Annotated in this window: 25 protein-coding genes and 3 pseudogenes; 13 read left to right on the plus strand and 15 right to left on the minus strand. The window is 72.3% G+C overall.

Going from position 1 to position 26,910, the window contains the following annotated elements; genetic code table 11:
• Positions 1–243 precede the first annotated feature (243 nt).
• From C1708_RS11725 to C1708_RS11740, 4 genes are all read left to right on the plus strand, one after another.
• A complete protein-coding gene (locus C1708_RS11725; protein WP_106412626.1) occupies positions 244–537 on the plus strand; it encodes an Rv0250c family protein in 294 nt (97 codons plus the stop codon).
• A 63-nt stretch (positions 538–600) separates the two neighbouring features.
• Positions 601–1,434, plus strand: coding sequence for a succinate dehydrogenase subunit SdhC (sdhC, locus tag C1708_RS11730; RefSeq protein WP_106416256.1), 834 nt, complete (start codon positions 601–603; stop codon positions 1,432–1,434).
• A 15-nt stretch (positions 1,435–1,449) separates the two neighbouring features.
• On the plus strand, positions 1,450–3,387 hold the full coding sequence (locus C1708_RS11735) for a fumarate reductase/succinate dehydrogenase flavoprotein subunit (RefSeq protein WP_106412627.1): 1,938 nt from the start codon (positions 1,450–1,452) through the stop codon (positions 3,385–3,387).
• Positions 3,384–4,151, plus strand: a complete 768-nt coding sequence (locus tag C1708_RS11740) for a succinate dehydrogenase/fumarate reductase iron-sulfur subunit (RefSeq protein ID WP_106412628.1) — start codon at positions 3,384–3,386, stop codon at positions 4,149–4,151. Before C1708_RS11735 ends, C1708_RS11740 begins: the two co-directional genes overlap by 4 nt.
• Before the next feature lie 3 nt (positions 4,152–4,154).
• On the opposite strand, the gene C1708_RS11745 is transcribed toward C1708_RS11740, so the two are convergent.
• From C1708_RS11745 to C1708_RS11785, 8 genes and pseudogenes are all read right to left on the minus strand, one after another.
• The gene (locus tag C1708_RS11745; RefSeq protein WP_106412629.1) at positions 4,155–5,264 is read right to left on the minus strand and encodes a glycosyl hydrolase family 18 protein; all 1,110 of its coding nucleotides are present in this window, start codon (positions 5,262–5,264) and stop codon (positions 4,155–4,157) included.
• A gap of 111 nt (positions 5,265–5,375) precedes the next feature.
• Positions 5,376–8,015: a SpoIIE family protein phosphatase gene (locus C1708_RS11750; protein WP_106412630.1), complete on the minus strand. Its 2,640-nt coding sequence runs from the start codon at positions 8,013–8,015 to the stop codon at positions 5,376–5,378.
• Positions 8,016–8,280: 265 nt separating this feature from the next.
• Positions 8,281–8,733: an ATP-binding protein gene (locus C1708_RS11755; RefSeq protein ID WP_106412631.1), complete on the minus strand. Its 453-nt coding sequence runs from the start codon at positions 8,731–8,733 to the stop codon at positions 8,281–8,283.
• 136 nt (positions 8,734–8,869) lie between these two features.
• Positions 8,870–9,283, minus strand: a complete 414-nt coding sequence (locus C1708_RS11760; RefSeq protein WP_106412632.1) for a (deoxy)nucleoside triphosphate pyrophosphohydrolase — start codon at positions 9,281–9,283, stop codon at positions 8,870–8,872.
• 48 nt (positions 9,284–9,331) lie between these two features.
• A pseudogene (locus C1708_RS11765) lies at positions 9,332–9,544 on the minus strand (hypothetical protein); the annotation flags it as partial.
• A 675-nt stretch (positions 9,545–10,219) separates the two neighbouring features.
• The gene (locus C1708_RS11775; RefSeq protein WP_106412635.1) at positions 10,220–10,972 is read right to left on the minus strand and encodes a GntR family transcriptional regulator; all 753 of its coding nucleotides are present in this window, start codon (positions 10,970–10,972) and stop codon (positions 10,220–10,222) included.
• 147 nt (positions 10,973–11,119) lie between these two features.
• On the minus strand, positions 11,120–12,283 hold the full coding sequence (locus C1708_RS11780) for a DUF4190 domain-containing protein (RefSeq protein ID WP_106412636.1): 1,164 nt from the start codon (positions 12,281–12,283) through the stop codon (positions 11,120–11,122).
• Positions 12,284–12,407: 124 nt separating this feature from the next.
• Positions 12,408–13,616: pseudogene (locus C1708_RS11785) on the minus strand (S8 family peptidase); the annotation flags it as partial.
• Positions 13,617–14,168: 552 nt separating this feature from the next.
• On the opposite strand from C1708_RS11785, the gene C1708_RS11790 reads away from it, so the two are divergent.
• The 4 genes from C1708_RS11790 (at position 14,169) to C1708_RS35645 (ending at position 17,041) form a co-directional block, all read left to right on the plus strand.
• The gene (locus tag C1708_RS11790; RefSeq protein WP_241911224.1) at positions 14,169–15,569 is read left to right on the plus strand and encodes a phosphatase PAP2 family protein; all 1,401 of its coding nucleotides are present in this window, start codon (positions 14,169–14,171) and stop codon (positions 15,567–15,569) included.
• A 620-nt stretch (positions 15,570–16,189) separates the two neighbouring features.
• Positions 16,190–16,441, plus strand: a complete 252-nt coding sequence (locus C1708_RS11795) for a hypothetical protein (protein WP_106412639.1) — start codon at positions 16,190–16,192, stop codon at positions 16,439–16,441.
• Positions 16,441–16,833, plus strand: a complete 393-nt coding sequence (locus C1708_RS11800) for a PIN domain-containing protein (protein ID WP_106412640.1) — start codon at positions 16,441–16,443, stop codon at positions 16,831–16,833. Before C1708_RS11795 ends, C1708_RS11800 begins: the two co-directional genes overlap by 1 nt.
• A gap of 85 nt (positions 16,834–16,918) precedes the next feature.
• Positions 16,919–17,041: a hypothetical protein gene (locus tag C1708_RS35645; protein ID WP_274543352.1), complete on the plus strand. Its 123-nt coding sequence runs from the start codon at positions 16,919–16,921 to the stop codon at positions 17,039–17,041.
• Here the strand turns inward: C1708_RS35645 and C1708_RS36120 are convergent.
• Both C1708_RS36120 and ychF read right to left on the minus strand, forming a co-directional pair.
• Positions 17,015–17,324, minus strand: a pseudogene (locus C1708_RS36120) (transposase family protein); the annotation flags it as partial. The gene C1708_RS35645 and the pseudogene C1708_RS36120 overlap by 27 nt on opposite strands.
• A 229-nt stretch (positions 17,325–17,553) precedes the next feature.
• Positions 17,554–18,642 (minus strand): redox-regulated ATPase YchF, encoded by a 1,089-nt coding sequence (gene ychF, locus C1708_RS11810; RefSeq protein WP_106412641.1) that lies wholly within the window; start codon positions 18,640–18,642, stop codon positions 17,554–17,556.
• A gap of 181 nt (positions 18,643–18,823) precedes the next feature.
• Between ychF and C1708_RS11815 the strand changes: the two genes are divergently transcribed.
• Positions 18,824–19,444, plus strand: a complete 621-nt coding sequence (locus C1708_RS11815; RefSeq protein WP_106412642.1) for a DUF6542 domain-containing protein — start codon at positions 18,824–18,826, stop codon at positions 19,442–19,444.
• A 200-nt stretch (positions 19,445–19,644) separates the two neighbouring features.
• On the opposite strand, the gene ppgK is transcribed toward C1708_RS11815, so the two are convergent.
• Positions 19,645–20,391, minus strand: coding sequence for a polyphosphate--glucose phosphotransferase (gene ppgK / locus C1708_RS11820; RefSeq protein ID WP_106412643.1), 747 nt, complete (start codon positions 20,389–20,391; stop codon positions 19,645–19,647).
• 92 nt (positions 20,392–20,483) lie between these two features.
• A complete protein-coding gene (locus tag C1708_RS11825; RefSeq protein ID WP_106412644.1) occupies positions 20,484–21,497 on the minus strand; it encodes a 4-hydroxy-3-methylbut-2-enyl diphosphate reductase in 1,014 nt (337 codons plus the stop codon).
• A gap of 87 nt (positions 21,498–21,584) precedes the next feature.
• On the opposite strand from C1708_RS11825, the gene xseA reads away from it, so the two are divergent.
• The 3 genes from xseA to C1708_RS11840 all read left to right on the plus strand — a co-directional run bounded on the left by xseA (position 21,585) and on the right by C1708_RS11840 (position 23,743).
• Positions 21,585–22,793 carry an exodeoxyribonuclease VII large subunit gene (xseA, locus tag C1708_RS11830; protein WP_106412645.1) on the plus strand — a complete coding sequence of 403 codons (1,209 nt, stop codon included), beginning with the start codon at positions 21,585–21,587 and terminating at the stop codon, positions 22,791–22,793.
• Positions 22,794–22,803: 10 nt separating this feature from the next.
• The gene (locus C1708_RS11835) at positions 22,804–23,049 is read left to right on the plus strand and encodes an exodeoxyribonuclease VII small subunit (protein WP_106412646.1); all 246 of its coding nucleotides are present in this window, start codon (positions 22,804–22,806) and stop codon (positions 23,047–23,049) included.
• Between the two features lie 103 nt (positions 23,050–23,152).
• On the plus strand, positions 23,153–23,743 hold the full coding sequence (locus C1708_RS11840; RefSeq protein ID WP_106412647.1) for a malonic semialdehyde reductase: 591 nt from the start codon (positions 23,153–23,155) through the stop codon (positions 23,741–23,743).
• A gap of 78 nt (positions 23,744–23,821) precedes the next feature.
• On the opposite strand, the gene C1708_RS11845 is transcribed toward C1708_RS11840, so the two are convergent.
• Complete coding sequence (locus tag C1708_RS11845; protein WP_106412648.1) at positions 23,822–24,328, minus strand: DUF4245 domain-containing protein; 507 nt, start codon at positions 24,326–24,328, stop codon at positions 23,822–23,824.
• A gap of 143 nt (positions 24,329–24,471) precedes the next feature.
• On the opposite strand from C1708_RS11845, the gene glpX reads away from it, so the two are divergent.
• Positions 24,472–25,506 (plus strand): class II fructose-bisphosphatase, encoded by a 1,035-nt coding sequence (glpX, locus tag C1708_RS11850; protein WP_106412649.1) that lies wholly within the window; start codon positions 24,472–24,474, stop codon positions 25,504–25,506.
• A gap of 69 nt (positions 25,507–25,575) precedes the next feature.
• Here the strand turns inward: glpX and C1708_RS11855 are convergent, their stop codons facing one another.
• Both C1708_RS11855 and C1708_RS11860 read right to left on the minus strand, forming a co-directional pair.
• Positions 25,576–25,950, minus strand: a complete 375-nt coding sequence (locus C1708_RS11855) for a WhiB family transcriptional regulator (RefSeq protein WP_048455846.1) — start codon at positions 25,948–25,950, stop codon at positions 25,576–25,578.
• 166 nt (positions 25,951–26,116) lie between these two features.
• Positions 26,117–26,812 carry a DUF1707 SHOCT-like domain-containing protein gene (locus C1708_RS11860; RefSeq protein ID WP_106412650.1) on the minus strand — a complete coding sequence of 232 codons (696 nt, stop codon included), beginning with the start codon at positions 26,810–26,812 and terminating at the stop codon, positions 26,117–26,119.
• Between the last annotated feature and the right edge of the window lie 98 nt (positions 26,813–26,910).

Raw genomic sequence — 26,910 nt, forward strand, 5'->3', positions numbered from 1 at the left:
TGCGGCCCACTGAAGAGGAAAGGGTTCTGCATTCCCGGGCGACACGGCGGCCGGGGACGGCGTGCCACCCGTGCGGCGCAACGCACCCGGCGGGACACGGCCGCGCACCGGACGATGCACCCATGGGCCTCGGCCAATCGATGCACATCCCTTCACAGCGCAAGGTGTGACGCGCAACACTCTCAGGCGCATGACCGTTGCACCGCCTTGGGCCTGAAGGACCCGTGGAAGTGAGGTCACGTCATGTCCGTGCACGATGAACTGACGACCGTCCAGCGCTGCCTCGACGACCTGGTCAGGTCGGTGGGGCGGCTGGAGAAGCAGCTGGGCGGCGGCGGTCTGGAGATCCGTCGCGTCCGCTCCGACACCAACCACCTGCGCGAGAGCCTCGCGCTGCTCCGGGAGACCGCCGTCGCCACGGCGGGCCCGGCCGAGCGGCTCGACCTCGTGACCATCTCCGACACCCCCTACGACCCGTCGCTGTGGGTGGACACCGACGACGAGGGTCTCGGCGCCCGCGACCGCCGCGCCCCCTGACCCCGCCCGGCCTCCGCCCCCCCCGCCGACCCGGCGCCCCCGACCCCTACCGGAGTGGACGACGTGGCCACTGGTACGGAACCCCCCGCGACCGAACCCGAGCGCCGCGGCGGCGTGAGATCCGGCACGCGCGCCGCGATCTCCGCCCCGCACCTGCGGACCGACCGCTGGTGGCTGGCCCCGGCCGCCACCGCGGCCGGGCTGCTCGCCTTCGTCGTCTACTCGACCTGGCGGGCGCTCTCCAACGCCGACTACTACGCGGCGCCGTACGTGTCGCCGTTCTACTCACCGTGCCTCGCGGAGAACTGCGAGCCGATGCGCGGCGGCCCGAACTGGGAGCTGTTCGGCGGCTGGTGGGGCCTCTCGCCGGCGATCATCATCCTGATCTTCCCGCTCGGCTTCCGGCTGACCTGCTACTACTACCGCAAGGCCTACTACCGCAGCTTCTGGGCGTCCCCGCCGGCCTGCGCGGTCGCCGAGCCGCACACGAAGTACACCGGCGAGACCCGCTTCCCGCTGATCCTGCAGAACGTCCACCGGTACTTCTTCTACGCGGCGCTGCTGGTCGCGCTCGTCCTGACCTACGACACGGTGCTGGCCTTCCGGGACGAGGACTACGCCTGGGGTCACATGGGCCTCGGCACGCTCGTCCTCCTGGTCAACATCGTGCTGATCTGGCTGTACACGATCTCCTGCCACTCCTGCCGGCACATCGTCGGCGGGAAGCTCAAGCACTTCTCGAAGCATCCGGTGCGCTACCGGATGTGGCAGTGGGTGAGCCGGCTGAACGCCCGGCACATGCAGCTCGCCTGGGCGTCGCTGGTCAGCGTGGCGCTCGCCGACCTCTACGTCTATCTCGTCGCGTCCGGTGTCTTCGACGATCCGCGCTTCTTCTAGCTGGGGGCCTTGCCTATGTCCGTGGTGGACCGACAGGAGTGGGACGTCGTCGTGGTCGGGGCCGGCGGCGCGGGCCTGCGCGCCGCGATCGAGGCGCGCGAGCGGGGCGCCCGTACCGCCGTGATCTGCAAGTCGCTGTTCGGCAAGGCGCACACCGTGATGGCCGAGGGCGGCATCGCGGCGGCGATGGGCAACGTCAACTCCGGCGACAACTGGCAGGTGCACTTCCGCGACACCATGCGCGGCGGGAAGTTCCTCAACCAGTGGCGGATGGCGGAGCTGCACGCCCAGGAGGCGCCCGCGCGGGTGTGGGAGCTGGAGACCTGGGGCGCGCTGTTCGACCGGACCGAGGACGGGCGGATCTCCCAGCGCAACTTCGGCGGCCACGAGTACCCGCGCCTGGCGCACGTCGGCGACCGCACCGGCCTGGAACTGATCCGCACCCTCCAGCAGAAGGTCGTCGCGCTCCAGCAGGAGGATTTCGCCGAGACCGGTGACCACGAGTCCCGGCTGAAGGTCTTCCAGGAGTGCACGGTCACCCGGGTGCTGAAGGACGGCGACCAGGTCAGCGGCGTCTTCGGTTACGCACGCGAGTCCGGCCGCTTCTTCGTCCTCCAGGCGCCCGCGGTGGTGATCGCCACCGGCGGCATCGGCAAGTCCTTCAAGGTCACGTCGAACTCGTGGGAGTACACCGGCGACGGGCACGCGCTGGCGCTGCTCGCGGGCGCGCCGCTGCTGAACATGGAGTTCGTGCAGTTCCACCCGACGGGGATGGTCTGGCCGCCGTCGGTGAAGGGCATCCTGGTCACCGAGTCGGTGCGCGGCGACGGCGGGGTGCTGCGCAACTCCGAGGGCAAGCGGTTCATGTTCGACTACGTCCCGGACGTCTTCAAGGACAAGTACGCGGAGTCCGAGGAGGAGGCCGACCGCTGGTACGACGACCCGGACCACCACCGCCGCCCGCCCGAGCTGCTCCCCCGCGACGAGGTGGCCCGCGCCATCAACGCCGAGGTCAAGGCGGGCCGCGGCTCCCCGCACGGCGGGGTCTTCCTGGACGTGTCCAGCCGGATGCCCGCGGAGGTGATCAAACGCCGGCTGCCGTCGATGTACCACCAGTTCAAGGAGCTGGCGGACGTCGACATCACGGCCGGACCGATGGAGGTCGGGCCGACCTGCCACTACGTGATGGGCGGCATCGCCGTCGACTCCGACTCGGCGGCGGCGCGCGGGGTGCCGGGGCTGTTCGCGGCCGGTGAGGTCGCGGGCGGCATGCACGGCTCCAACCGGCTCGGCGGCAACTCGCTGTCCGACCTGCTGGTCTTCGGCCGCCGGGCCGGCCGGTACGCGGCGGACCACGCGAGCGCCAGGGCCGGGGCGCGGCCCCGCGCGGACGACGCCCAGGTGGACGCGGCGGCGGCCGAGGCGCTGCGGCCCTTCTCGGCGGAGGGCGGGGAGGCGGTGGCCGACGGCCCGCCCGAGAACCCGTACACGCTGCACCAGGAACTCCAGCAGACGATGAACGACCTGGTCGGCATCATCCGCCGGGAGCACGAGATGCGGCAGGCGCTGGAGAAGCTCGCCGAGCTGCGGGCACGGGCCCGTCGCGCGGGCGTGGAGGGCCACCGGCAGTTCAACCCGGGCTGGCACCTGGCGCTGGACCTGCGGAACATGCTGCTGGTCAGCGAGTGCGTGGCCCGGGCGGCGCTGGAGCGCACCGAGTCGCGCGGCGGCCACACCCGGGAGGATCACGCCGCCATGGACCGCGCCTGGCGCAACGTGAATCTGCTGTGCACGCTGACCGACCCCACGGGCGGGCTCGCCGCCACCGACGCGGTACGCGGGCAGATCACCCTCACCCGCGAGACCACCGAACCCATCCGCCCCGACCTGCTCGCCCTCTTCGAGAAGGACGAGCTGGTCAAGTACCTGGCCGAAGAGGAGCTCTACGAGTGAGCAGCTACGAGGCCCGCTTCGAGGTGTGGCGGGGGGACGTCGACGGAGGCGGCCTGGAGGACTTCCGGGTCGAGGTGAACGACGGCGAGGTGGTCCTCGACATCATCCACCGCCTCCAGGCCACCCAGGCCCCCGACCTCGCCGTGCGCTGGAACTGCAAGGCCGGGAAGTGCGGTTCGTGCTCGGCGGAGATCAACGGGCGTCCCCGGCTGCTGTGCATGACCCGCATGTCGGTGTTCGGCCGGGACGAGACGGTCACCGTGACGCCGCTGCGGGCGTTCCCGGTGATCCGGGACCTGGTGACGGACGTCGGCTTCAACTACACCAAGGCGCGGCAGATCCCGGCGTTCGTGCCGCCGGCCGGGGTCGGTCCGGGCGAGTACCGGATGAAGCAGGAGGACGTGGACCGCCCGCAGGAGTTCCGCAAGTGCATCGAGTGCTTCCTGTGCCAGGACACCTGCCACGTCGTCCGCGACCACGAGGAGAACAAGCGGGCGTTCGCCGGTCCCCGTTTCCTGATGCGGGTGGCGGAGCTGGACATGCACCCGCTGGACGCGGCCGAGGAGTCCGGCCTGGACCGCGGGCGCACGGCCCAGGACGAACACGGCCTCGGCTACTGCAACATCACCAAGTGCTGCACGGAGGTCTGCCCCGAGGGCATCAAGATCACGGACAACGCGCTGATCCCGCTGAAGGAACGGGCGGTGGACCGCAAGTACGACCCGCTCGTGTGGCTGGGCGACAGGATCCGCCGCCGGTCCTAGGGGTCAGCGGACCCAGCCGTCCTCGAACTCCTTCCAGTTGGTCTCCGTCGCCGCGAAGTCGATGTAGGGGGAGAGGCCGAAGAGCTCGCGGTCGGGGTCCGTGCGGGACAGGCCGAGGCGGGCGCCCCGGACGGCGGCGGCGACGGTCTCGGCGTGGCCCCAGTGGCTGGGGTTGCTCTCGTAGTAGAAGGGCAGGCCCATCAGCAGATGGGTGGTGGGCGGGGTGACCTCCAAGGCGAGCGAGGTCTGCTGGGCCACGTACCCGCCGTAGGTGCTCTCGAAGGGGCGCGCGGTGTCGTACGACATCACGGCGATCTGGTCGACGCGCCGGGCCACCTGGCCGAAGAACTTCTGCGACCACCACTTGGGGTGGTCGGCGAGGAATCCGGCGACGGTGTGCAGGTGCGGGAGCGGGTCGATCTGGTGCGCGGCCACGGACAGCGCCGCGTCCCGGTCCTGGGTGAGTCTCCGCAGGTCGTCCAGCAGATCCAGGTAGTCCTGGTCGTCGGAGTGCAGCGGCTCCAGGTCGAGGTGGACGCCCTCGTAGCCGGCGTCGAGGACCTGGCCGGCGCTGCGCACCACCTCGGCGCGGGTGGCGGCGTCGCTCAGCTCCAGGCCGTCGGGGCCGCCGTTGGCGAGGACATCCCCGAGGAACGCCTGGACCCGGACGCCGGGCAGTTCCCGGTGCACCGCGCCGATGAACCAACGGGCGCGCGGATACGCCGACTCCGGCAGCGTGCCGTCGTGCTCCAGCGGACCGGAGTGGACGTACAGGTCCCGGATGCCGGTGTCCTTCAGACGGCGGGCGAGGCCGGCGACGTCGGCGTCCTTCTTGCGTCCGTCGACCCAGGCGTGGCCGAGCCACATGGCGTCCCGGTTCCGGGTGTAGGTGCCGTCCGCCGGGTCGCCCATGTAGTTGACCCGCAGCGCGGTCTCGATGGCGAGGAGCGGCACGATCAGCACCAGGGCGAGCACCAGGGCGGTGCGTCCGGCCCGCCGCGCCCAGGGCCTGCGGCGGCGTTTCCCCTCGGGTTCGGACTCGGGAGCGGTCTCGGGCACGGACTCCGTGTCGCTCTCGCCGGGTGTACCGTCCCGCGACTCCGTGTGTTCCATGCCGCCGTTCCCCTCGTCGTCGGATGTTGCGGGTGAGGACGAGGGGAACGGGTGTTCCGGTTGCGGTCACGGCGCATGATCACGAAGGGTCACCGTCGGGTCGACGGGGCGTCAGAAGAGGCTGAGCAGCGCCTCCGCCGGATCGGTGAGGCCGGTATCGGACCCGGGCAGCGGCAGTTCGAACCACACCGTCTTGCCCCGGGGGGTACGCCGTGAGCCCCAGGCGGCGCTCAGCAGGCCGACGAGCTGGAGGCCGCGGCCGCCCTCGTCGGTGTCGCGGGCGCGCCGCCTGCGCGGCTGGACCAGGCCGGAGTCCCAGACCTCGCAGACCAGGGTGCGGTCGAGCAGCAGCCGGAGCCTGATCTCCCCCTCGCCGTACCGCAGGGCGTTGGTGACGAGCTCGCTGACCAGCAGCTCCGTGGTGTCGACCAGGGGCTCCATGTCCCAGGCGAGGAGCTGGGCACGGGCGTGCTCGCGGGCCCGGCCCACGCTGCGCGGCTCGCGCGGCAGCGTCCAGTCGCCCACGGAGTCGGCGGGCAGGCCCTGTACACGTGCCATCAGCAGCGCGATGTCGTCCTCGCCGTGACGGGTGTCGAGCGTGTTGAGGACGTGGTCGCAGACGTCCTCCAGCGGGGCGGAGGGGTCGGTGAGCGTGCCCACGAACGCCTGGAGTCCCTCGTCGAGGGGGTGATCGCGGCTTTCGACCAGTCCGTCCGTGTAGAGCGCGAGCAGGGCGCCCTCGGGCAGCTCGACCTCCACCTCCTCGAAGGGCTCCCCGCCGACGCCGAGCGGCATGCCGGGCGGCACGTCGAGCATGAGCGCGTTCTCGCCGGGCTCGACCAGAACGGGCGGCAGGTGGCCCGCGTTGGCGAAGGTGCAGCGGCGGGTGACGGAGTCGTAGACGGCGTAGACGCAGGTGGCCAGGTACACCTCGGAGAGGTCCGCCTCGCGCGGGCGGCGGGCGGCTCTGGTCGCCTGCTGGACGCCTCCGGCGAACGCCTGGGAGGGCCCGCCGGGCGCGCCGAGACCGCGGGCGATCTCGTCGAGCTGGGCGAGCACCTCGGCCGGTTCGAGGTCGAGCTGCGCCAGGGTCCGTACGGCCGTGCGCAGTTCGCCCATCGCGACGGCGGCGCGCAGGCCGCGGCCCATGACGTCGCCGACGACCAGCGCGGTGCGGTGGCCGGGCAGCTCGATGACGTCGAACCAGTCGCCGCCGACCTCGCCGGCCCGTCCGGTCGCCGCGTTGCCGGGCAGGTAGCGGCAGGCGATGTCCAGGCCGGACGCCTCCGGGTCGCCGGGCGGGAGCAGGGACCGCTGGAGTATCAGCGCGCGTTCGTGCTCGCGCCGGTAGAGGCGGGCGTTGTCGATGCAGACGGCGGCACGCGCGGCCAGTTCGACGGCGAGGTCGCGGTCGCGGTCGCCGAACGGTTCGCTGCCCTTGGTGCGGGCGAACTGGACGAGGCCCACCACGGTGTCGTGGGCGACCATCGGCACCGCGAGCGTGGACTGCACCAGGCCGCCGTCCTCGCCGGGCACGGTCTGCGGGCGGGCGGTGCGCAGGGCCCCCGCACAGGGCGAGTTGAACGGGTAGTGGTGGACGGCGCCCAGCTTCACCGGCTCCCCGGTGCCGCTGATGGGGCCGTCGGACACGGCGCTGGCGAAGGCGACCCGGCGCACCTCGGCGCTGCCGTCGGCAAGACCCGGCGGGGTCTCGTCGCCGGCCAGCAGCCCCTGGTAGAGGTCGACGGTGGCCAGGTCGCAGAAGCCGGGCACGACCACGTCGAGCAGTTCGCGCGCGGTGGTCTCCAGGTCGAGGGAGTTGCCGATGCGCGCGCCGGCCTCGTTGAGGAGGGCAAGATTGCGCCGCGCGGCGGCGGCCTCGCGGGCGGCGGCGCGCCGGGCGGTGATGTCGGTGCCCAGCCAGGCGATGCCGATGGGGCGGCCGCTGCCGCTGTGCACCCGGTAGAGGTTGACGGACCAGTGACGGCGCTCGTCGGAGCCGGGGACGGACCCGGTGACGTGCATGTCCGTGATCGACTCGCCGGTCTCCAGCACCCTCCGCAGGGTCGCCGCGACCCGCTCGGCCTCCCCGCGCGGGAGGTAGTCGTGGACGCCCTTCCCGCGGTGGTCGTCGGGCGTCCCGCCGAAGGTGGACGCGAACCGCTCATTGGCCCGGCGGACCCGCAGGTCGGGGTCGATCAGCAGGAAGCCGAAGGGAGATTGGCCGAATATGGCCTGCGAGGCGGCCAGATCCGTCTCGATACGGCGCAGGGTGCGGACGTCGACGACGATGCAGACGGCGGCCTTCTCGCCCTCCTCGGTCCGCGTCGGCATGACGTAGACCTCGGCGACGCCCTCCCGGTCGCGCTCGTCCGCCGCCAGGTCGGCGGGCAGCCGGAACGGCACGACCCCGGTCCACTCCCGGCCGTCGAGGATCTCGGCCATCTTGCGCTGGCCGCGCTCCCTGCGGACGGGCTCGAGGAACGCCTCGATCGGGTCCATGCCGACGGCGCGCTCCGCGGGGATGCCGAAGATCTGCTCGGCGCGCAGGCTCCACTGGTCGACCAGCCCGTCGGGGCCGATGGAGAAGGACGCGACCTTGATGTAGTCGTACATGGAGCCGGGCGGGGCGGTCTGCCACATCGCGTCGCCGGACGGAGCATCGCCGGATACGAGGCCGTCGGCGGCCTCGCCCCTCGGGCCGCCCGACGAGTCCTCGGACTCCGTGGCCTTCGCTGGTATCTCGCTCACGCGAACCGTCCCCTCCAGCTCACCGCGTCCGGCACCGGTCACCGGGGGCGGCTGCCCGCAGTATCCAGCACTACGGCGCCGCACAACACGGTGTTCACGATCACAGCACGGTCCCGATGCTTTTCGGTCCGCGCCGTGAGAACACTCCCAGTCTTCTAACCAGCGGACACGCCGTCGAACCCCCGGTTCGACAACCGTCACGAAAGGGGACCGGTCACACGGGCGACGCGAACACGCCCACACCCGCGAACGGCCGTACGGGACCTCACCGGGGGACCACGAGTTCGCACCACACCGTCTTGCCGTGCGGACCGGACCGGTGCCCCCAGCGGCGGGAGGAGCGGGCCAGCAGCTGGAGACCGCGCCCGCCCTCGTCCTCGGGCCGGGCGACGCGTTCGTGCGGCGGCTCGGGGACCGGGTCGGACACCTCGACCAGCAGCACCCCGGACCGTCCCGCGGGCCGGGTCAGGCAGACGCCGACGGGTCCGGCGGCGTGCCGCAGGGCGTTGGTGACGAGTTCGCTGACCAGCAGCACCGCGAGATCGGCGACGCCGTCGAGCTCCCACCGGCCGAGCTGTTCGCGCACAGCGCGACGGGCGGCACGCACCGCGTCCGGATCCGCGGCGAGGGTCCACGTGACCCGGTCGCCGTCGGTGTCGGTCACGCGGATCACCTCCCCGCCGAGCGAGTCAGGCAGTCCGGCCGTGTCCGGTTTCATATGGTCAATAGCCACATACCCGATATCCCGGACGGAGTACCGCGCACAACGGCGCGAGCCGCCGGCCGCCCGCGCGGGACGATGCCCACGGCGCGCTCATACGCCGTCACTCCCGCGCGGGTGCGCCGGAATCGCGTCATACGCCGTCGCGTGATCCGAAGTGGGTGAGGGTGTCCCGCACGGCGGGCACGTCGTGCTCGATCCAGTCGACGTCCCAGACACGGTCGGGGGCGAGCCATCGCAGCTCGTCGTGGTCCTGGAGGGGGCGCGGGGCGGCGGACCCGGGGCGCAGACGCGCGGTCCACACCTGCATGACGTACGGCGTCCGCAGCGGCCACTGGCCCGGGACGCGCTCCCCGGCCTCGGCGTCGACGCCGAGTTCCTCGCGCAGCTCCCGGACGACGGCAGCGTCCGGGGCCTCCCCCGGTTCGACCTTGCCGCCGGGCAGCTCCCAGAGCCCGGCCAGTTCGGCGGGCGCGCTCCTGCGGGCGGCGAGGAGCCGTCCCCCGTGCCACAGGGCGGCTCCGACCACCACGATCCGCTCGCTCATGCGCCGGAGCCTACGGGAGGGACGGGCCATCACCCGCCGGGGGCCGGGTCAGCTGACGGTGCGGCCGTTCTGGCCGATGCGCTCGACCCAGTAGAGCTGTTTGTGGCCACGGCCGTCGAGACTGTCCGCGATCTTCTCCGCCTCGGCGCGTGTCGCGTAACGGCCCACCCGGTAGCGGTTGCCGTTGTCGTCCTGACGCACGACGAGCCAGGGAAGAGTCACCGTGCCGTCGCTCATCGCTCCCCTCCACTTGCCTTCCGCGGCCTGTGCCGCGCCCCGCCCGGTAAGGAAACCGCAGTCCGCATATGCCCGAGCCTACGCCTTACCTTCACTGAGCGAATACGCCTTTTCACGAACAGGCACGCAACCGGCCAGCGCGAAGGGGGCGCACGGCGGTGGATGCGCCGTGCGCCGGGGGCGACATGTCCGGTCAGCGGCGTATGGCCGTCCTCGCCCGGCCACTGGAGCGACCTGCGAAAACGGCCAAATCGCTTCGGCTGCGGGGCCGGTGCGGCACGCGTGGCGCGCCGGAGCGGAAGCGGGGTCCGGGGCGCGGAGGGGAGCACAAGGGGGTGATGGGGCGGATGGGGAGGCGCGGATGCCCTTGGGCGAGTCGCGGAGAGGGCGAGTCGCGGAGAGGGCGGACCGAGGCGTGGGCGGGCTGCAGCACCGGCGGGCGGGCAGGGGCGGGTGGGCCGGGCGCCCGGGTGCGGCCCGCACACGCGCCGCGACGATCGGCGGGCGGTCGCCGGGAGCCCTGCGGCCTCGGGCCACCCGCCACTCCACACGCCGCACGTCCGGGGCGGGGCCCCGCTCCCGGCCCCGTGCCACGCTCGGCGCGAAGACCGGGCCAGGCAGAGGCGGGAGCCCTCGACGCCGGTCCCCCACGCGCCCCCGCCCGTGGCGGCCGACCCCCGCGCGGGCCGCCCGGAACCCCTACTTCACCGGCAGGTGGTACGCCGCCCTGTAGCGGTCCGCCGGGATGACGACATCCGCCGTCTCCACCGGGCGGCCCGACGCGAAGTACGTGCGCTGGATGACCAGGACGACGTGGCCGGGGACGCCCCCGAGCAGCAGCAGCTCCTCCGCGAGGCCGGGACGCGCGCCGACCTCCTCCGTGACGTTGTCCACGATGACGTCGATCGCGCGCATGCGCTCGACGACGCCCATACCGCCCAGGGGGCCCTCCTCGGGCAGCATCACGGGCGTGCGCCCGGTGAGGGCGAGCGGCTCCCAGGACGTGGAGAGCATCATCGGCTCGCCGGCCTCCCGGAAGAGGTACTTCGTGCGCATCACGCGGTCCCCCGCGTCGATGCCCAGCCGCTGGGCGATCGACGCGCTGGCGTCCGTCTGCTCGCTGCTGGACTCCCAGGTGCCGCGCACGCCGACGTCGGCCTGCTCCTGCCGGAACGGCGTCGCCCCGCGCTCCGGGCGGAACCCGGACCGGGCGACCCGCCGCGGCACGGGCCGCTCCCGCACGTACGTCCCCGAGCCCGAGCGGCCCTCGACGAGCCCCTCGGCCATCAGCACCTTGCGCGCCTCCAGCGCGACCGTGTCCGAGACGCCGTACTCCTCGCGGATGCGGGCCTGGGAGGGGAGCCGGGTGTGGGGCGGCAGCTGACCGTCGACGATCTTCTTGCGGAGATCACCCGCGACGCGCAGGTACGCCGGCTGCTCACCGAATGTCACTGGCCGCTCCCCTCGGGTTGTACAGACAGCAACAGAGTGGCAACTCTGGGTTGTCCGAAGCAAGCGAAGGCCAGAGAATCACTCGAAGTGATGATTTCTGTCGCGAGAGGGCTTCACGCAGGCACTTTCTCCCCGCTACGGGAGTTCTCACACCTGCATCTCACCGGCTTCCGGCTCCTGCTCGCCCCCCTCGTCGTACGCGGGCGGTGAGGTGGCCAACCCCAAGGCTTCGCGCACGGTGACGGAAAGGGACGGATCGGTCGCGTCCCAGGCCTCCTCCTCGTGGATCCAGTAGGAGTCCGGGTCGGTGGCGCTCGCCGCCCGCCCCCAGGCGACCCGCGCCTTGCCCAGGTCCACGATCAGCTCGTCCACCGGTCCCCGCGCCTCCTTCGGCCACTCGTGCGCGCGCAGCAGCCGCGCCTGCTCCGCGACGGCCTCCTCGACCCGCCCGGCCCACTCCCGGTCGTCGCTCACGTCGTCGTCGGGGTGGTCGGACCCCGGCACCTCGTCCAGCGCGGCGTTGAGCACCTCGGCCGCCTCCAGGTAGGTGAGCTGATGGGCGTCGAGAGTGGTCTCGTCGCTGCGCAGCGACCCGGTGAGGCGGGTCCCGTCCTCGCGGCCGAGCACACAGGCGATGGAGCGGTCGCCGTACCTCCAGCTCTGCCGGGACGGGACGAAGTAGTAGACGCCGACCTCCTCCGGCAGCGACCAGGCGTCCATGACGTAGGCGGCCCGCAGTGCGTAGCAGCGGTCCTCGCCCAGCTCGACGAGGCTGTCGTCGCCGGGGAAGTCGCTCCCGGGGACGGTGACGAGGGCGAAGACCTCGCCGTCGTGCTCGTCGGCGCAGGGCACCCGGGCGGCCTCGGTGGTCCAGCCCTCCAGCCCGCCGGGCGAGGTGAAGCAGTCGCCCTTGCGCAGGGACAGGACGCTGTCGGCGCGTGCCCCGTCCTTGAAGCCCTCCCAGACGTCCGCCGCGACCCCGGTGGCGAGCGACACCGTCCACAGCGCCAGCCCGAGCGAGGACAGCGCGACGCCGGCGACCGCCATCCCCCGCCCGCGCTCCCCCCGCCGTTTGATCTGCCGCAGCGCGATCAGCCCCAGCACCAGCCCCACGGCGGGCAGGAAGCACAGCACTCCGAGGACCAGGGCCGCGATGGCGACCCCGTTGACGGGGACGGGCGGCCGGGGCCCGTACGGCCCGTAGAGGAAGTACGGGGCGGGACCGGGCGTGCCCTGGTGGGGGAGGTGCGGCGGCTGGGCGCCGCCTTCGTGCTGCGGCCCGGCGGGCGGATGTATCGACACGACGCGCATCGTAAGCGGACGGTGACGGGCCCCGCCCCGGGGGATGCCCCCGGGGCGGGGCGCCGGTCCGCCGGTCCGGCCGGTGTCCGTACCTCGGCGGGTGCGCTCAGCGCGTACGGAGCGGGTGCGCTCAGCCCACGTACAGCAGGCGGTTGGGCGAACCGCTGCCCGGGCTGGTGACCACGCCGGTGGTGGCGGAGGAGGTCAGCGCGGACGAGACCTGGGCGGGGGTGGCCGACGGGTTGCCGGCCAGGTACAGGGCGGCGGCGCCGGCGACGTGCGGGCTGGCCATCGAGGTGCCGGAGATGGTGCTGGTGGCCGTGTCACTGGTGCGCCAGGCGGAGGTGATGGAGGAACCGGGCGCGAACAGGTCCACCACCGAACCGTAGTTGGAGTAGCTGGCGCGGGAGTCGGTGGACGTGGTGGCGCCGACCGTGATCGCCTCGGTCACCCGGGCCGGGGACTTGGTGGAGGCGTTGGTGGACTCGTTGCCTGCCGCGACGACGAAGGTGACGCCGGCGGCGACGGCGTTGCGGACGGCCGCGTCGAGCGTGCTGTCCGCACCGCCGCCGAGCGACATGTTGGCGACGGCCGGCTTGACCGCGTTGCGCGCCACCCAGTCGATGCCGGCGACGACCTGCGCGGTGGTGCCGGAGCCGGAGTTGTTGAGCACGCGGACGCCGACGATCCTCGCCTTCTTGGCGACGCCGTACGCGTTGCCCGCGACGGTGCCGGCGACGTGGGTGCCGTGACCGTTGCCGTCCTGGGCCACGTTGTCGCCGTCGACGGCGTCGTAGCCGTTGGACGCGCGGCCGCCGAAGTCGCTGTGGCTGATGCGGACGCCCGTGTCGATGACGTAGGCCGTCACGCCCTGCCCGGCCGAGTCGGGGTAGGTGTAGGCCCGGTTGACGGGGCGGTTGCGCTGGTCGATCCGGTCCAGGCCCCAGGAGGGCGGGTTGGACTGGGTCGCGGTGATGGTGAAGGTGCGGTTCTGCACCACCGAGGCGACGGCCGGGTCCGCGGCGAGACGCTTCGCCTCGGCCTCGGAGGCCTCGATCTCGTAGCCGTTGAGCGCCTTGCTGTAGGTGCGCTCGATGGCGGCGCCGTACTTCTCGGCCAGGGCGCGGCCCTCGCCGGTGGTCGAGCGGGCCTCGTCGGCCTTCAGGGTCACGATGTAGCTGCCGGCGACGGCGTTCGCGGCGCCCGCGTACTGGATGCGGCCTTCGGGAGCGGCCGGCGCCGCTCCCGCGGGGAGTGCGGAGACCAGGCTCGCGACGAGCGCCGCGGAGGCCGCGGCGCCGAGGACGGCCAGTCTTCGCCGGGGGTGACGCATCACTGCCATGGAGGGTTCCTCCTCAATCGGTGGTGCGCGTTCATGTGGGGGATGGTGCGGGGGTGGTGCGGCGACGCACGGGTGCGCACGTGCCGGAACACACCTGTATGTCAGGGCCATGACAAGGCGGGCCGTCGTGTCCATGCGCGTCAGCCGAAAGATTGAGGGTTCTACAGGAATTGCACAAGGGTGCCTCGACGACCTACGGACCCCGCCGTTCCGATCCGGACACCGGGCGCCCGGCACAGATGCGGCGCAACCACCCGGCACGGATGTGGCACAACCGCCCGGCACAGCCGCGACACAGCCGCGGCACAGCTGACCCATGGACTCCCCGCCCACCCCCGTTAACATGTTCGAGCTCACGACGGATGTCCTCGTTCACCGGCTGTCCACCGGAAGTCCCAGCCCACCCGGCCCTTCGGCGCATACGCGCCACGTGCCCGTGACGCCACCTGCCCACAACCGAATCACCAGGCGAACCAGTTGAGAATCGAACCCACTCGAATACCGCCGCGGGACGACCGCGGGACGCAGCCCGCCGCGTGGCGCCGGCCCCGCGTGGTCCTGTGGACCGCGGCGGGTGCGGCGACCCTGGGCTTCCTCGTCGCGCTGGAGATCGTGGCGCGCGGCTACGGCTTCTCGGGGCCGATCACCGAACAGTCGCGGGAGGTGGTCTTCGCCCCCGAGTCGGGTCCGCTGCTCTACGGCGGTCTGGCCCTGACGATGGTGGTGCTCACCTGGCGGCAGCGGCTGATCGCGCTGGGCGTCGCCGCCGCCGTGGACGTCGTCTTCTTCCTGGTCCGGTGGGCACTCGACGCCGAGATGAACTTCGGCAACGGCGCGCTGTGGGTGGTGCTCGGCTGTGCGGTCCTCGGCCTCACGCGCCGCACCGGGCAGGAACGGATGCTGCTGCTGAAGGGCACCGGTCTGGGCCTGCTGCTGGTGGCCGGCCACAAGACCGGTGACACCTGGCTGCTGATCACGTCGGAGACCCGGCCGACCGTCCTCGACGCCTACGTGGCGGCCGCGGACCACGCCCTGGCCGACCCGTCGTGGCTGGCCGGCCGCCTCGTGGACGCCACCGCGCCGGTCAGCACGGGCGTCCTGCACGTGGTCTACGGCCAACTCCCGCTGGCCGCCGCCCTCGTCGGCCTCTACCAGCTGCGCCGGGTCGCGGTGGAGCGCCGCTTCCCCGCCCACCACCTGGTGCGCACGTTCCTGGTGATCGGCCTGCTCGGCCCCGCGATCTACATGATCTTCCCGGTGGTCGGTCCGATCTTCGCGTACGGCACGGACGGCGGCGCCTGGGCGACGGCGAACCTCTGGCCGGAAACCCTGCCGCCGGCGACCGACCCGCAGCCGATCCCGTTCGACGGCGTCACCCCACGCAACTGCATGCCGAGCCTGCACACCGCGTGGGCGGTCACCCTGTTCGTCCACACCCGCGACGGCTCCCGGGCGGTGCGCTGGGCGGGCGCCTTCTGGCTGGCCGGCACCCTCGCCGCGACCCTGGGCTTCGGCTACCACTACGGCGCCGACCTGCTCGCCGGCGTGGTCTTCGCCCTGACGATCGAGACGGCGGTGCGGTGCTCCGCGCACGGCTGGGACCGCGCGAGCGTCCGCCTGGTCGCCCTCGGCACGAGCGTCTTCGCCGCGCTGCTGTCGGCGTACCGCTGGCTGCCGGTGGAAATGGCCGCCCGGCCCTGGCTGTTCGGCCCTCTCCTGCTGCTGGTGACGGGCGGGGTGATCCACGCGTACGTGCGGACGGCGCGGGGACGGGACGCGAAGGTGTCCATTCCCGGGCCTCGGTCCGCACCGGAGGCGGCGGGATCCCGGGAGGCGGCGGGGCCGGCCGAGCCGGTGAAGCCGGCGGAGACGGCCGAGTCACAGGAGACGGCCGGCTCCCCGAAGTCGCCTGAATCGCCCGAGTCGCCGGACGCACGGCCGGAACTGGTCTGACGCCTGGGACGGATCACGGCCGGAACTCGCACCGCCCCGGTTCGAGCAGAGGCTCGGCCGACGCCCCGCCGTGCTCGTCCGAGGGGTGCACCGACCAGGGACAGCGTCAGGGGCCGCCCGGCCCCCGACGCGTGCCGGTGCCGACCAGCCACGCCCGCACCGACGCCACCTGTTCCGTCCCGGCCGGGAGGACCGGCTCAGTGACGACGACGCGGAAAGAGAGCCTTGCGGGCTTCGCTCGCAGTTACGGACACGACCTGCCTCTCTCCGGTCAGTGGTACCGAATAACGCACCACTCCCACTGCTCATGGACAGAGCAGACACCCGACGAAGGGGCCGGCTCTCGAAGAGACCAGCCCCGACCGCCCGCGGACTTGACGAAACCCTCAGCGCACGACGAAGAACCGCTTACACATGGAAGCGGAACGCATCCAGCCCGACCCTGACCTGCGGCGGAGCTCAGCCCAGGGCCCTGACCGGCGCTTTCACCGTTTGGTTGCGTCGGCCGCCGATGAGCGGTTGCGACCGTACTGCGGCCTGTCTGCGGACCGGGCAACCTCCCCCGTGCGGCCCCGGCCATCCACACCCACAGAGTTACGACCACCGGTAGGATCGGCACCATGAGCGGTAGCAAAAAGTACTCCATCAGCCTGCCCGAGGACCTTGCCGAGGCCGTACGCGCCCATGTCGGACCCGGCGGCTTCTCCGCCTATGTCGCCGAAGCCCTCGAACAACGGGTCGCCATGGACAAGCTTCGGGAGCTCGTCGCCGACTTCGAGACCGACAACGAGGAGCTCACCCGCGAGGAGATCGAGGCCGCCCGCACACTGCTGCGCCATGACCACCGGCAGGTCGGCGGTGCCGCCGCCTGATGCCCGGAACCCTGCTGCTCGACAGCGAAGGACTCTCCAAGCTCTACCGCAAGGACCGCACCGTCGTGGCTCTGGTCCAGGCGGCATCGGAGGAGGGCATCCGCGTGGCCACCAGCGCCATGACCACCCTTGAGGCCGATTACGAGCGGATCCACCCGGCCCGCATCAAGTGGGTTCTCTCCCGCATCGACGTTCACGACGTCACCAGGGAGGTCACCGACGAGGCCGCCGCCCTCCTTCGCACCCATCATCTCCACGGTCATAAATACGCCATCGACGCCGCCCTCGCCGTCATCGCCCGCGACGCGCCCCCGCCGGTCACCGTCCTCACTTCCGACCCCGAGGACCTGACGCTCCTCTGCGGTCCTGCCGTAGAGATCGTCAAGGTCTGAAACACCGGCCCCGGTCACGCCGCCCTGCCCCACGGCCGGCGCCACAGCGCCCTGCGGGACCGGGGCTCCCGGAAGAGTCCGGGCGGTGCCACGGCTCGCGCGGGACGAGACCGGACCCCGATTCGGCCTGTACGTGTCCGTGGCCGGTGCCGGCCGCTGGTCGCCCCTGGGCGGGCCGGTGGTGGACGGCTCCCGGCCGGGCTGGTGAGGCCCACAGCAGCCGGCCAGCCGGAACGGCACGACCATCATGCTCACAGCCGGAGCAGAGGGGACGGTCCGCGGCGATGTCCCCCAGCCGATGGACGGAATCCAGCCGCGAGCTGAGCGTACGGGTGGCCGTTGCGAAGGTGGGCGAGGGTGAGCAGGGCCTGTCGGCCTGGGCTCAGACGTCGCCACCGGGCGCCGAGCTCCCGACGGTGCCGGCGGAGCTTGGCGGACAGGAAGCGCGGGGCGGAGCTGGACAGGCCGACGCCCGACGGGTGGACAAGCACACGAAGCCTCTGGTGGAGACGTATTTCTTGGTCGAAAACCTACCCACCAGGGGCTTCACTTGTGTGTCAGCCCAACTGGCTTGCCCGGCCGCCGGGCTGGAAAGGACTCACTCCCCGGAAAAGGCCGGGACCAGGCGGAGAAAAAGGAAGGGCCAGACCGTGCGATCCGGCCCCTTACCTGGGGTTTCTCTCCTATGACCTGCGGTTCGACAGATCAAGGGATCAGGCACTACACGTTGAAGCGGAACTCCACCACGTCCCCGTCCTGCATGACGTAGTCCTTGCCCTCCATGCGGGCCTTGCCCTTGGCGCGGGCCTCGGCGACCGAGCCGGTCTCGACCAGGTCGTCGAAGGAGATGACCTCCGCCTTGATGAAGCCCTTCTGGAAGTCGGTGTGGATGACACCGGCGGCCTCGGGGGCGGTGGCGCCCTTCTTGATGGTCCAGGCGCGGGACTCCTTGGGGCCGGCCGTCAGGTAGGTCTGCAGGCCGAGGGTGCGGAAGCCGACGTGCGCGAGGGTGGCGAGGCCGGGCTCCTCCTGGCCGACGGACTGGAGCAGCTCGAGCGCCTCGTCCTCCTCCAGCTCGGCGAGGTCCGCCTCCAGCTTGGCGTTGAGGAAGATCGCCTCGGCGGGGGCGACCAGCGCGCGCTGCTCGTTCTTGAAGTCCTCGTCGGTCAGCTCGTCCTCGTCGACGTTGAAGACGTAGAGGAACGGCTTGGTGGTGAGCAGGTGCAGGTCGTGGAGGAGCTCCGCGCGCTCGGTGTTCTGGACGATGCCCTGCGAGAACAGCGTGTCGCCCTTCTCCAGGATCTCCTTGGCCTCCTCGACCGCCTTGACCTTGGGCGCGACGTCCTTCTTGATCCGCGACTCCTTCTGCAGGCGCGGGAGGACCTTCTCGATGGTCTGCAGGTCGGCGAGGATCAGCTCGGTGTTGATCGTCTCGATGTCGTCCTTCGGCGAGACCTTGCCGTCGACGTGGACGACGTTCTCGTCCTTGAAGGCGCGGATGACCTGGCAGATCGCGTCGGACTCGCGGATGTTCGCGAGGAACTTGTTGCCCAGGCCCTCGCCCTCGGACGCGCCGCGCACGATGCCGGCGATGTCGACGAAGTCGACCGTGGCCGGGAGGATCCGCTGCGAGCCGAAGATCTCCGCCAGCTTGGTCAGCCGGGGGTCGGGGACGCCCACGACGCCCACGTTGGGCTCGATCGTGGCGAACGGGTAGTTGGCCGCCAGCACGTCGTTCTTGGTCAGGGCGTTGAACAGGGTCGACTTGCCGACATTCGGCAGACCGACGATTCCGATCGTGAGCGACACGTTGCGACTTCCCGTACGTGAGGAGGGGGGCGAGGGCCGGCCGTGGGGCCGACGTGGACCGATCCACCAGTCTACGGCGTGCCCGCGGCCGGCCGGCGGCTGTGTCGAACGCCCGGCCGATGGCCGGATACCGGCGTGTCCGACGGGCCGCCGGACACATAAAACGACCTAAGTTGGTCCAGTGGAGCAACACAGGACGCGACCCGCCCAGCACGGACCGCGAGGCGAGCCGGCGCCGAGCCCGTCGGCGGCCCCCCGCACGTCACGGCCGCCCGGGCCTCCGCTGCCCCCGCAGGCGGGGCGGACGACGGGCGGCGGGGCCGCCCGGTCCCCGCGCGCCCAGCGGCCCCCGCGACGCCGGCCCGCTCCCCCGCCCGCCGCGCGGCGCGTGCCCGGCCCCCGGCTCACCGGGCTGGGGGGCGGACTGTTCTGCGGGGCCGTGATGCTGGTGCTCGGGCTGCTCACGGAGGTGTTGTTCGGCGCCTCGCTGACCGTGTACGGGGTGCTGTTCCTGCCGGTGTGCGTGTTGACCGCGCTGTGGGTGCGCGACGGGGACCTGCTCATCGCGCCCGTGGTGGTGCCGATCGCCTTCGCCGTGGGGCTGGTGCCGGTCGCCGACGAGGGCGGCGGGAGCACGCCGGACCGGCTGATGGGCATGGTGACCGGCCTCGCCACCCAGGCCGGGTGGCTCTACGGCGGGACGCTGGTCGCGGGTGTGCTGGTGATCGCCCGCCGGGTGCGGCGGGTCCGCACGGCCAACCGGCGCCTCGCACAGGAGCGGGCAGGCAAGGCGGCCTCCTGACGACGCCCGCCCGGCCATCGCCTTCGGGCCCGACGCGACGCCCGCCCCGCACGACCGCCCCCGAGCCCGACGCGACGCCCGCCCCGCACGACCGCCCCCGGGCCCGACGCGACACCCGCCCGCGCGCCCCTCGGACCCGGCACGAGACCCGCCCGGCCACAAGCCCCGACGCCCGCATGGGCCCGGCCGCCTGGACCGGCCTACACCCCCGTCGCCGCCCGCATCGCCGCCCCCACGATGCCCGCGTTGTTCTGCAGGTGGGCCGGGACGATCTCCGCCTTGATGCCCTCGATCCTCGGCAGGAACTTGTGCGCCTTGCGGCTGACGCCGCCGCCGATCACGAACAGCTCGGGCGAGAACAGCATCTCCACGTGGGCGAGGTACTTCCGCACCCGGCACGCCCACTCGTCCCACGACAGGCCGTGGTCCTCCCTGGCCTTGCTGGACGCCCGCTTCTCCGCGTCGTGGCCCTCCAGCTCCAGGTGCCCCAGCTCGGTGTTGGGGACGAGGACGCCATCCGCGAACAGGGCGCTGCCGATGCCGGTGCCGAAGGTCAGCACGATCACCGTGCCCTTGCGGTGCCGGCCGGCGCCGAAGTGCATCTCGGCGATGCCGGCCGCGTCCGCGTCGTTGACCACCGTGACCGGCAGGCCTCCCAGGCGGTCGCCGAGCAGGACGCGCGCGTCGGTGTCGATCCAGCCCCTGTCGACGTTGGCCGCCGTGCGGATCGTGGTGCCGTCGGTGACGACGCCGGGGAAGGTGACGCCGACCGGGCCGGTCCAGCCGAAGTGGTCGACGACCTGCTTCACCCCGTCGGCCACCGCGTCCGGCGTGGCCGGGTGCGGAGTGAGGACCTTGCAGCGCTCCTGCGCCAGGTCCCCCTTGTCGAGGTCGACCGGGGCGCCCTTGATCCCGGATCCGCCGATGTCCACGCCGAAGATCTGCATGGCACCACGGTACGACGACCGGGGGACGGCCACGGGGTCGAACGCCGTGATCGCGACCGCCCCCGGGGGAGCACGCGGGGGGACGCGGGGGGCTAGCCCTCGCTGCCGGCGCCGCCGCGCTCGGCCGCCAGCGCGGCGGCCTCCTCGCGCAGGTCGCGGCGGAGCTCCTTGGGCAGGGAGAAGGTGATGGACTCCTCGGCCGCCTTGACGATCTCCACGTCCTCGAAGCCGCGCTGCGACAGCCACTCCAGGACCTGCTCGACCAGCACCTCCGGCACCGAGGCGCCCGAGGTGACGCCGACCGTGGAGACGCCCTCCAGCCAGGCCTCGTCGATCTCGTCGGCGAAGTCCACCAGGTAGGCCTCGCGGGCGCCGGCCAGCTTGGCGACCTCGACCAGCCGCTTGGAGTTGGAGGAGTTGCGGGAGCCGACCACGATGACCAGGTCGGCCTCGGCGCCCATCTGCTTCACCGCGAGCTGGCGGTTCTGCGTGGCGTAGCAGATGTCGTCGCTCGGCGGGGAGAGGAGCTGGGGGAACTTCTCCTTCAGGGCGTCGACGGTCTCCATGGTCTCGTCGACGCTGAGCGTGGTCTGGGAGAGCCAGACGACCTTCGACGGGTCGCGGACCTCGACCTTCTCCACGTCGCCGGGGCCGTCGACCAGCTGGATGTGGTCGGGGGCCTCGCCGGAGGTGCCGATGACCTCCTCGTGGCCCTCGTGCCCGATCAGGAGGATGTCGTAGTTCTCGTTGGCGAAGCGGACCGCTTCCTTGTGGACCTTGGTGACCAGCGGGCAGGTGGCGTCGATGGTGGCGAGCCGGCCGCGCTGGGCCTCCTCGTGGACGACCGGGGCGACGCCGTGCGCGGAGAACATCACGATGTTGCCCGGGGGCACCTCCTCCGTCCGCTCGACGAAGATCGCGCCCTTCTTCTCCAGGGTCTGCACGACGTACTTGTTGTGCACGATCTCGTGCCGGACGTAGACGGGAGCCCCGTACTGCTCCAGGGCCTTCTCGACGGCGATCACGGCGCGGTCCACCCCCGCGCAGTAGCCCCGGGGGGCGGCGAGCAGGACACGGCGGCCAGTCGAAGCGGTCATGCGTCCCATCGTACGGGCCGTGCGCGCGGGGTCCGGGCGCGGTGCTCCGTCGGTGGCGGCGCACCGGTGTCGGCGGAGCGCACTACGCTCGCGGGCATGGCTGTGAACACGTCCGCGGACGCCCCCCTGCCGGTGGGAGAGGTGTCGCGGCTCATCGGCGGGTGGATCGACCGGCTCGGCGCGGTGTGGGTGGAGGGGCAGATCACCCAGCTGTCGCGGCGGCCGGGCGCGGGGGTGGTGTTCCTGACGCTGCGCGACCCCTCGTACGACGTCTCGGTGGGGGTGACCTGCTACCGGCAGGTGTTCGACGCCGTCGCGGACGTCGTGAGCGAGGGCGCGCGGGTGGTGGTCCACTGCAAGCCGGAGTGGTACGCGCCCCGGGGGCAGCTGTCGCTGCGGGCCGCCGAGATCCGGCCGGTGGGGGTCGGGGAGCTGCTGGCGCGGCTGGAGCAGCTGAAGAAGTCGCTGGCGCGCGAGGGACTGTTCGCGCCGGAGCGCAAGAAGCCGCTGCCGTTCCTGCCGCGGCTGGTCGGGCTGGTGTGCGGGCGCGCGTCGGCGGCCGAGCGGGACGTGCTGGAGAACGCGCGGCACCGCTGGCCGGCGGTCCGCTTCGAGGTGCGGAACGTCGCGGTGCAGGGGGTGCACGCGGTGCCGCAGGTGGTCCAGGCCGTGCGGGAGCTGGACGCGCTCGACGAGGTGGACGTGATCGTCGTGGCGCGGGGCGGGGGCAGCGTGGAGGACCTGCTGCCGTTCTCCGACGAGCAGCTGGTGCGGGCGGTGGCGGCCTGCCGTACGCCGGTCGTCTCGGCGATCGGGCACGAGCCGGACAGCCCGCTGCTGGACCTGGTCGCCGATCTGCGCGCCTCCACGCCGACCGACGCCGCCAAGAAGGTGGTGCCGGACGTGGGCGAGGAGTACGAGCGGGTGCGGATGCTGCGGGACCGCGCGCGCCGCTGTGTGGGCGCCCTGCTGGAGCGGGAGGAGCGGGGGCTGGCGCAGGCGCTGGCCCGGCCGTCGCTCCAGGATCCGCACCGGATGGTCGACGCGCGGGCCGAGGAGGTCACGATGCTGCTGGACCGGGGCCGGCGGGCGCTGCGCCACCAGCTGGACCGGGCCGACTCCGAGCTGACGCACACGCACGCGCGCGTGGTGGCCCTCTCCCCCGCCGCCACGCTGAAGCGCGGGTACGCGGTGCTGCAGCGGGAGGACGGGCAGGCGGTGCGCGCTCCCGGTGAGGTGGAGGCGGGCGAGGTGCTGCGGGCGCGGGTGTCCGCGGGTGAGTTCACGGTACGGGTCGATGCATGAGGTGGGCGGAATGACCGGGAAGACGGAGCAGACGGCGGCGGCCGAGGCGCTCGGCTACGAGCAGGCGCGGGACGAGCTGATCGAGGTCGTACGCCGTCTGGAGGCGGGCGGTACGACGCTGGAGGAGTCGCTCGCGCTCTGGGAGCGGGGCGAGGAGCTGGCCAAGGTGTGCCGGCGCCGGCTGGACGGGGCGCGGGCCCGGCTGGACGCGGCGCTCGCGGAGGAGGAGCAGGCCGGGGCCGCCGAGGAGAACTGACTTTCGGTTGAACGTTGAACTTCATAGGGGTACGCTCGCCCCGTAAACCGGACCGCGGTCCGCTAATTCCGTACGGGCCGTCGCACATCCCATGAGGTCACGCATGTCTCTCCTTCTCGACCCCGCCGCCCAGGACCTGCTGTTCCGCGAGGCGCGCACCGCCAACACGTTCACCGACGAGCCGGTGACCGACGAGCAGGTCCGGGCGGTCTACGACCTGATCAAGTACGGCCCCACGTCCATGAACCAGTCGCCGCTGCGCATCACGCTGGTCCGCTCCCCCGAGGCCCGCGAGCGCCTGGTGCGGCACATGGCCGAGGGCAACCGGGCCAAGACGGCCACCGCGCCGCTCGTCGCGATCCTCTCCGCGGACAACGAGTTCCACGAGGAGATGCCGCACCTCTTCCCGCACTTCCCGCAGGCCAAGGACGCCGTCTTCGGCGAGCGTCCGGTCCGGGAGGCCTCCGCCGCGCTGAACGCCGCCCTCCAGGCCGCGTACTTCATCATCGGCGTCCGGGCCGCCGGTCTGGCCGCCGGCCCGATGACCGGCCTCGACTTCGAGGGCGTGCGCAAGGAGTTCCTGGACGACGACCACACCCCGCTGATGGTCGTGAACATCGGCCGCCCCGGCCCCGACGCCTGGTTCCCGCGCAGCCCGCGCCTGGAGTACGAGCAGGTCGTCACCACCGTCTGAGCCCCGGGCGGAACGGCGGAAAGGGGCGGGGCCCCGGATCGGCGATCCGGGGCCCCGCCCCTGGTGCGTGCGCGCCGGTCACTCCGCGCGCAGCGCCTCCGCCATCTTCGTCAGCTCCCCGAAGGACGCCGTGCCGGTCACCACGGTCGTCGAGCCCGGGGTGTCCTCCAGCACCAGGGCGTCGTAGCGCTCGCCCTCGTAGCGCGTCCAGGTCTTGCCGTCGATCCGCTGGGTCGCCCCGGTCGGCTCGGCCCGCTGCGTCTTGTCCTCGATGAACGCCGTGCGCTTGCCGACGGACTGCTCGACCGCCGCGTACTCGCCGTCGGGGGTGCGGAAGCCCAGGTGCCAGGACTCGTCCTCGGCCGCGCGGTAGCGCACGGAGGTGGGCTTCCACGCCTTGGGCAGCCCCTCGGGGGCGACCACCGGGTAGGAGGCGGCCCGGCGGGCGGTCAGCAGATCGATGCGGTAGTCGACGCGCTTGACCTCGGGCTCACCGCCCGTGCGCGGGAGGAACAGCCACACCACTCCCGCCGCGAGCACGATGAGCGCCAGGGACAGGACCATGTCCCTGGCCGACTTCTGCATGCTGTTCGTTCCTGCCACGCCTCCTATCGTCGCAGGTGCCCGCGGCGCTCATCCGTGGGGTCCCCTGCTCATTTTGTCTGCCTGGCGATAGAGTCATGGCCATACCCTCAACCGGCCGTCGTCGTACAGAAAGGTGCGCTCCGATGACCGAACACCACCATCTGCCGTCCGAGCTCGATGTCCCCTCCGAGGCCCCCGACCGCAACCTCGCCCTGGAGCTCGTACGGGTCACCGAGGCGGCCGCGATGGCCGCGGGCCGCTGGGTAGGGCGCGGCGACAAGAACGGCGCCGACGGCGCCGCGGTACGCGCCATGCGCACCCTGGTCTCCACCGTCTCGATGAACGGCGTCGTCGTCATCGGCGAGGGCGAGAAGGACGAGGCCCCGATGCTCTTCAACGGGGAGCGCGTGGGCGACGGCACCGGCCCGGAGTGCGACATCGCGGTCGACCCGATCGACGGCACGACGCTGACGGCCAAGGGCATGACCAACGCCATCGCGGTGCTGGCGGCGGCCGAGCGCGGCTCGATGTTCGACCCGTCGGCAGTGTTCTACATGGACAAGCTGGTCACCGGTCCGGAGGCGGCCGACTTCGTCGACATCAACGCCCCGGTGAGCGTGAACATCCGCCGGGTCGCCAAGGCGAAGCGGGCCACCCCCGAGGACGTCACCGTGGTGATCCTGGACCGGCCGCGGCACGAGGGCATCATCAAGGAGATCCGGGAGACCGGGGCGCGCATCAAGCTGATCTCCGACGGTGACGTGGCCGGCTCGATCCTGGCGCTGCGCGAGGGCACCGGCATCGACCTGCTGCTGGGCATCGGCGGCACCCCCGAGGGCATCATCTCGGCCTGCGCGGTGAAGTGCCTGGGCGGCACCATCCAGGGCAAGCTGTGGCCGAAGGACGACGAGGAGCGGCAGCGGGCGATGGACGCGGGGCACGACCTGGACCGGGTGCTGACCACGGAGGACCTGGTCACCGGCGACAACGTGTTCTTCGTGGCGACCGGCATCACCGACGGCGAGCTGCTGCGGGGCGTGCGCTACCGCTCGGAGACGGCGACGACCGACTCGATCGTGATGCGGTCCAAGTCGGGGACGGTACGGCGCATCGACTCCGAGCACCGGCTCAGCAAGCTGCGGGCCTACAGCGCGATCGACTTCGACCGGGCCAAGTGACCCTGGAGCCACCGGAAGAAGAGGCGTCCTCTGTGCGGAGAGGGCGCCTCCTTCCGTCGGGTGCGGGGATCAGCCCGCGGCGGCTATGCGGTTCTGCCGGGCGGCCTTCTTCAGCTCCATCTCGCGGCGCCTGCGGCGGGCCAGGACGACGCGGCGCTCCGCCGCGGTCAGGCCGCCCCAGACGCCGTAGGGCTCGGGCTGGAGCAGGGCGTGCTCGCGGCACTCCACCATGACCGGGCAGCGGGCGCAGACCCGCTTGGCCGCCTCCTCGCGGGACAGCCGCGCGGCGGTCGGCTCCTTCGACGGTGCGAAGAACAGGCCCGCCTCGTCGCGCCGGCACACCGCCTCGGTGTGCCAGGGGGCGTCCTGGTCCCTGTCCCGCGCTGCCACTCGCTGGGCCGGAACGGCGGCTACCTGCAGGGACGAATGCGGCGGTTGCAGCACGGTCTACTCCTGACGACGGCTTCGCGAGCTGGCGAGTGCCGTGGATGCACGTGGGACGGCCCGGCGTGAATCCCTGGCGCCCTCCAAGGAGACGATGCGTCAAGGCTTACCCGATGTGCGCGCGCCTATGCACAGAGTTCCCGACAGGCCTCGGCCCGCGCCGTGTTCAGTGCCCCAGGTGCTTGCGCATGCTGCGGTCGACCGTGCGCTGCACGCGGTCGAGGATGTCCTTCACGAGCTTGCCGCGCTTCGGGCGGGCCTCGACGCTGCCCAGGACCGCCCAGCCGTCGACGTAGACCACCGGGGCGTTGTCGTCGGGCGAGTCCTGCGGGACCACCTCGAAGGCGCCGAGCACGCCGCCGCCGGTGCCGCGCAGCGACACGTTCTCCGGGACGCGTATCTCGACGCTGCCGAAGACGGAGAACGCCTTGATCATCACCTGCTGGTGGTCGAACAGCGCTTCGCTGAGGTCTATCTCCACACTGCCGAAGACCGCGTACGCGTGGATGCGGCGGCCGGTGCGCCAGCGGCCCTTGCGGGCGGCGGCGCTGAACACCGCGACCACGTTGTCGTCGGGGTCCACCGGGAAGACGCCCGCGGCGGGGCGGCCGGGCGCGGAGACGGGGGCCGCGTGCCGCCGGTGGGCGGCGGGCAGGTCCTGGATGAACCCCTCCAGCTCGCCCAGCGTCTTGGCGGACAGCACGCCCTCGACACGCTCGGCGTGCTCGTCGGCGGTCAGCCGGCCCTCGGCGTGCGCCTCGTGCAGGAGTTCGGCGATACGGTCACGGTCGGCGTCGGAGGCGCGCAGCTCGGTGCTCCGCGGCGCCGGATCCGGCTGCTGGGCGTGCTTCTGAAGGTCCACGACAGCAGCGTACCCAAACGCGATAGATCGCGACTACCCCGCGGGGCGGACGACTGAGGACGACCTCACGGGACCGGTGTCCGGGGCAGGTCCTAGGC

Origin of the sequence: Streptomyces sp. DH-12 (genome assembly GCF_002899455.1) — a bacterium.
Classification (GTDB): domain Bacteria; phylum Actinomycetota; class Actinomycetes; order Streptomycetales; family Streptomycetaceae; genus Streptomyces.

What these genes read in the sequence shown, in the direction of transcription:
- C1708_RS11755 (WP_106412631.1), bottom strand. Translation starts at nt 8,733, where the DNA reads ATGAAACCGGACACGGCCGGACTGCCTGACTCGCTCGGCGGGGAGGTG.
- C1708_RS11800 (WP_106412640.1), top strand. Translation starts at nt 16,441, where the DNA reads ATGCCCGGAACCCTGCTGCTCGACAGCGAAGGACTCTCCAAGCTCTAC.
- C1708_RS11840 (WP_106412647.1), top strand. Translation starts at nt 23,153, where the DNA reads ATGTCTCTCCTTCTCGACCCCGCCGCCCAGGACCTGCTGTTCCGCGAG.
- C1708_RS11835 (WP_106412646.1), top strand. Translation starts at nt 22,804, where the DNA reads ATGACCGGGAAGACGGAGCAGACGGCGGCGGCCGAGGCGCTCGGCTAC.
- C1708_RS11825 (WP_106412644.1), bottom strand. Translation starts at nt 21,497, where the DNA reads ATGGGACGCATGACCGCTTCGACTGGCCGCCGTGTCCTGCTCGCCGCC.
- C1708_RS11725 (WP_106412626.1), top strand. Translation starts at nt 244, where the DNA reads ATGTCCGTGCACGATGAACTGACGACCGTCCAGCGCTGCCTCGACGAC.
- ppgK (WP_106412643.1), bottom strand. Translation starts at nt 20,391, where the DNA reads ATGCAGATCTTCGGCGTGGACATCGGCGGATCCGGGATCAAGGGCGCC.
- C1708_RS11735 (WP_106412627.1), top strand. Translation starts at nt 1,450, where the DNA reads ATGTCCGTGGTGGACCGACAGGAGTGGGACGTCGTCGTGGTCGGGGCC.
- glpX (WP_106412649.1), top strand. Translation starts at nt 24,472, where the DNA reads ATGACCGAACACCACCATCTGCCGTCCGAGCTCGATGTCCCCTCCGAG.
- C1708_RS11745 (WP_106412629.1), bottom strand. Translation starts at nt 5,264, where the DNA reads ATGGAACACACGGAGTCGCGGGACGGTACACCCGGCGAGAGCGACACG.
- xseA (WP_106412645.1), top strand. Translation starts at nt 21,585, where the DNA reads ATGGCTGTGAACACGTCCGCGGACGCCCCCCTGCCGGTGGGAGAGGTG.
- C1708_RS11780 (WP_106412636.1), bottom strand. Translation starts at nt 12,283, where the DNA reads ATGCGCGTCGTGTCGATACATCCGCCCGCCGGGCCGCAGCACGAAGGC.
- C1708_RS11845 (WP_106412648.1), bottom strand. Translation starts at nt 24,328, where the DNA reads ATGCAGAAGTCGGCCAGGGACATGGTCCTGTCCCTGGCGCTCATCGTG.
- C1708_RS11795 (WP_106412639.1), top strand. Translation starts at nt 16,190, where the DNA reads ATGAGCGGTAGCAAAAAGTACTCCATCAGCCTGCCCGAGGACCTTGCC.
- C1708_RS11760 (WP_106412632.1), bottom strand. Translation starts at nt 9,283, where the DNA reads ATGAGCGAGCGGATCGTGGTGGTCGGAGCCGCCCTGTGGCACGGGGGA.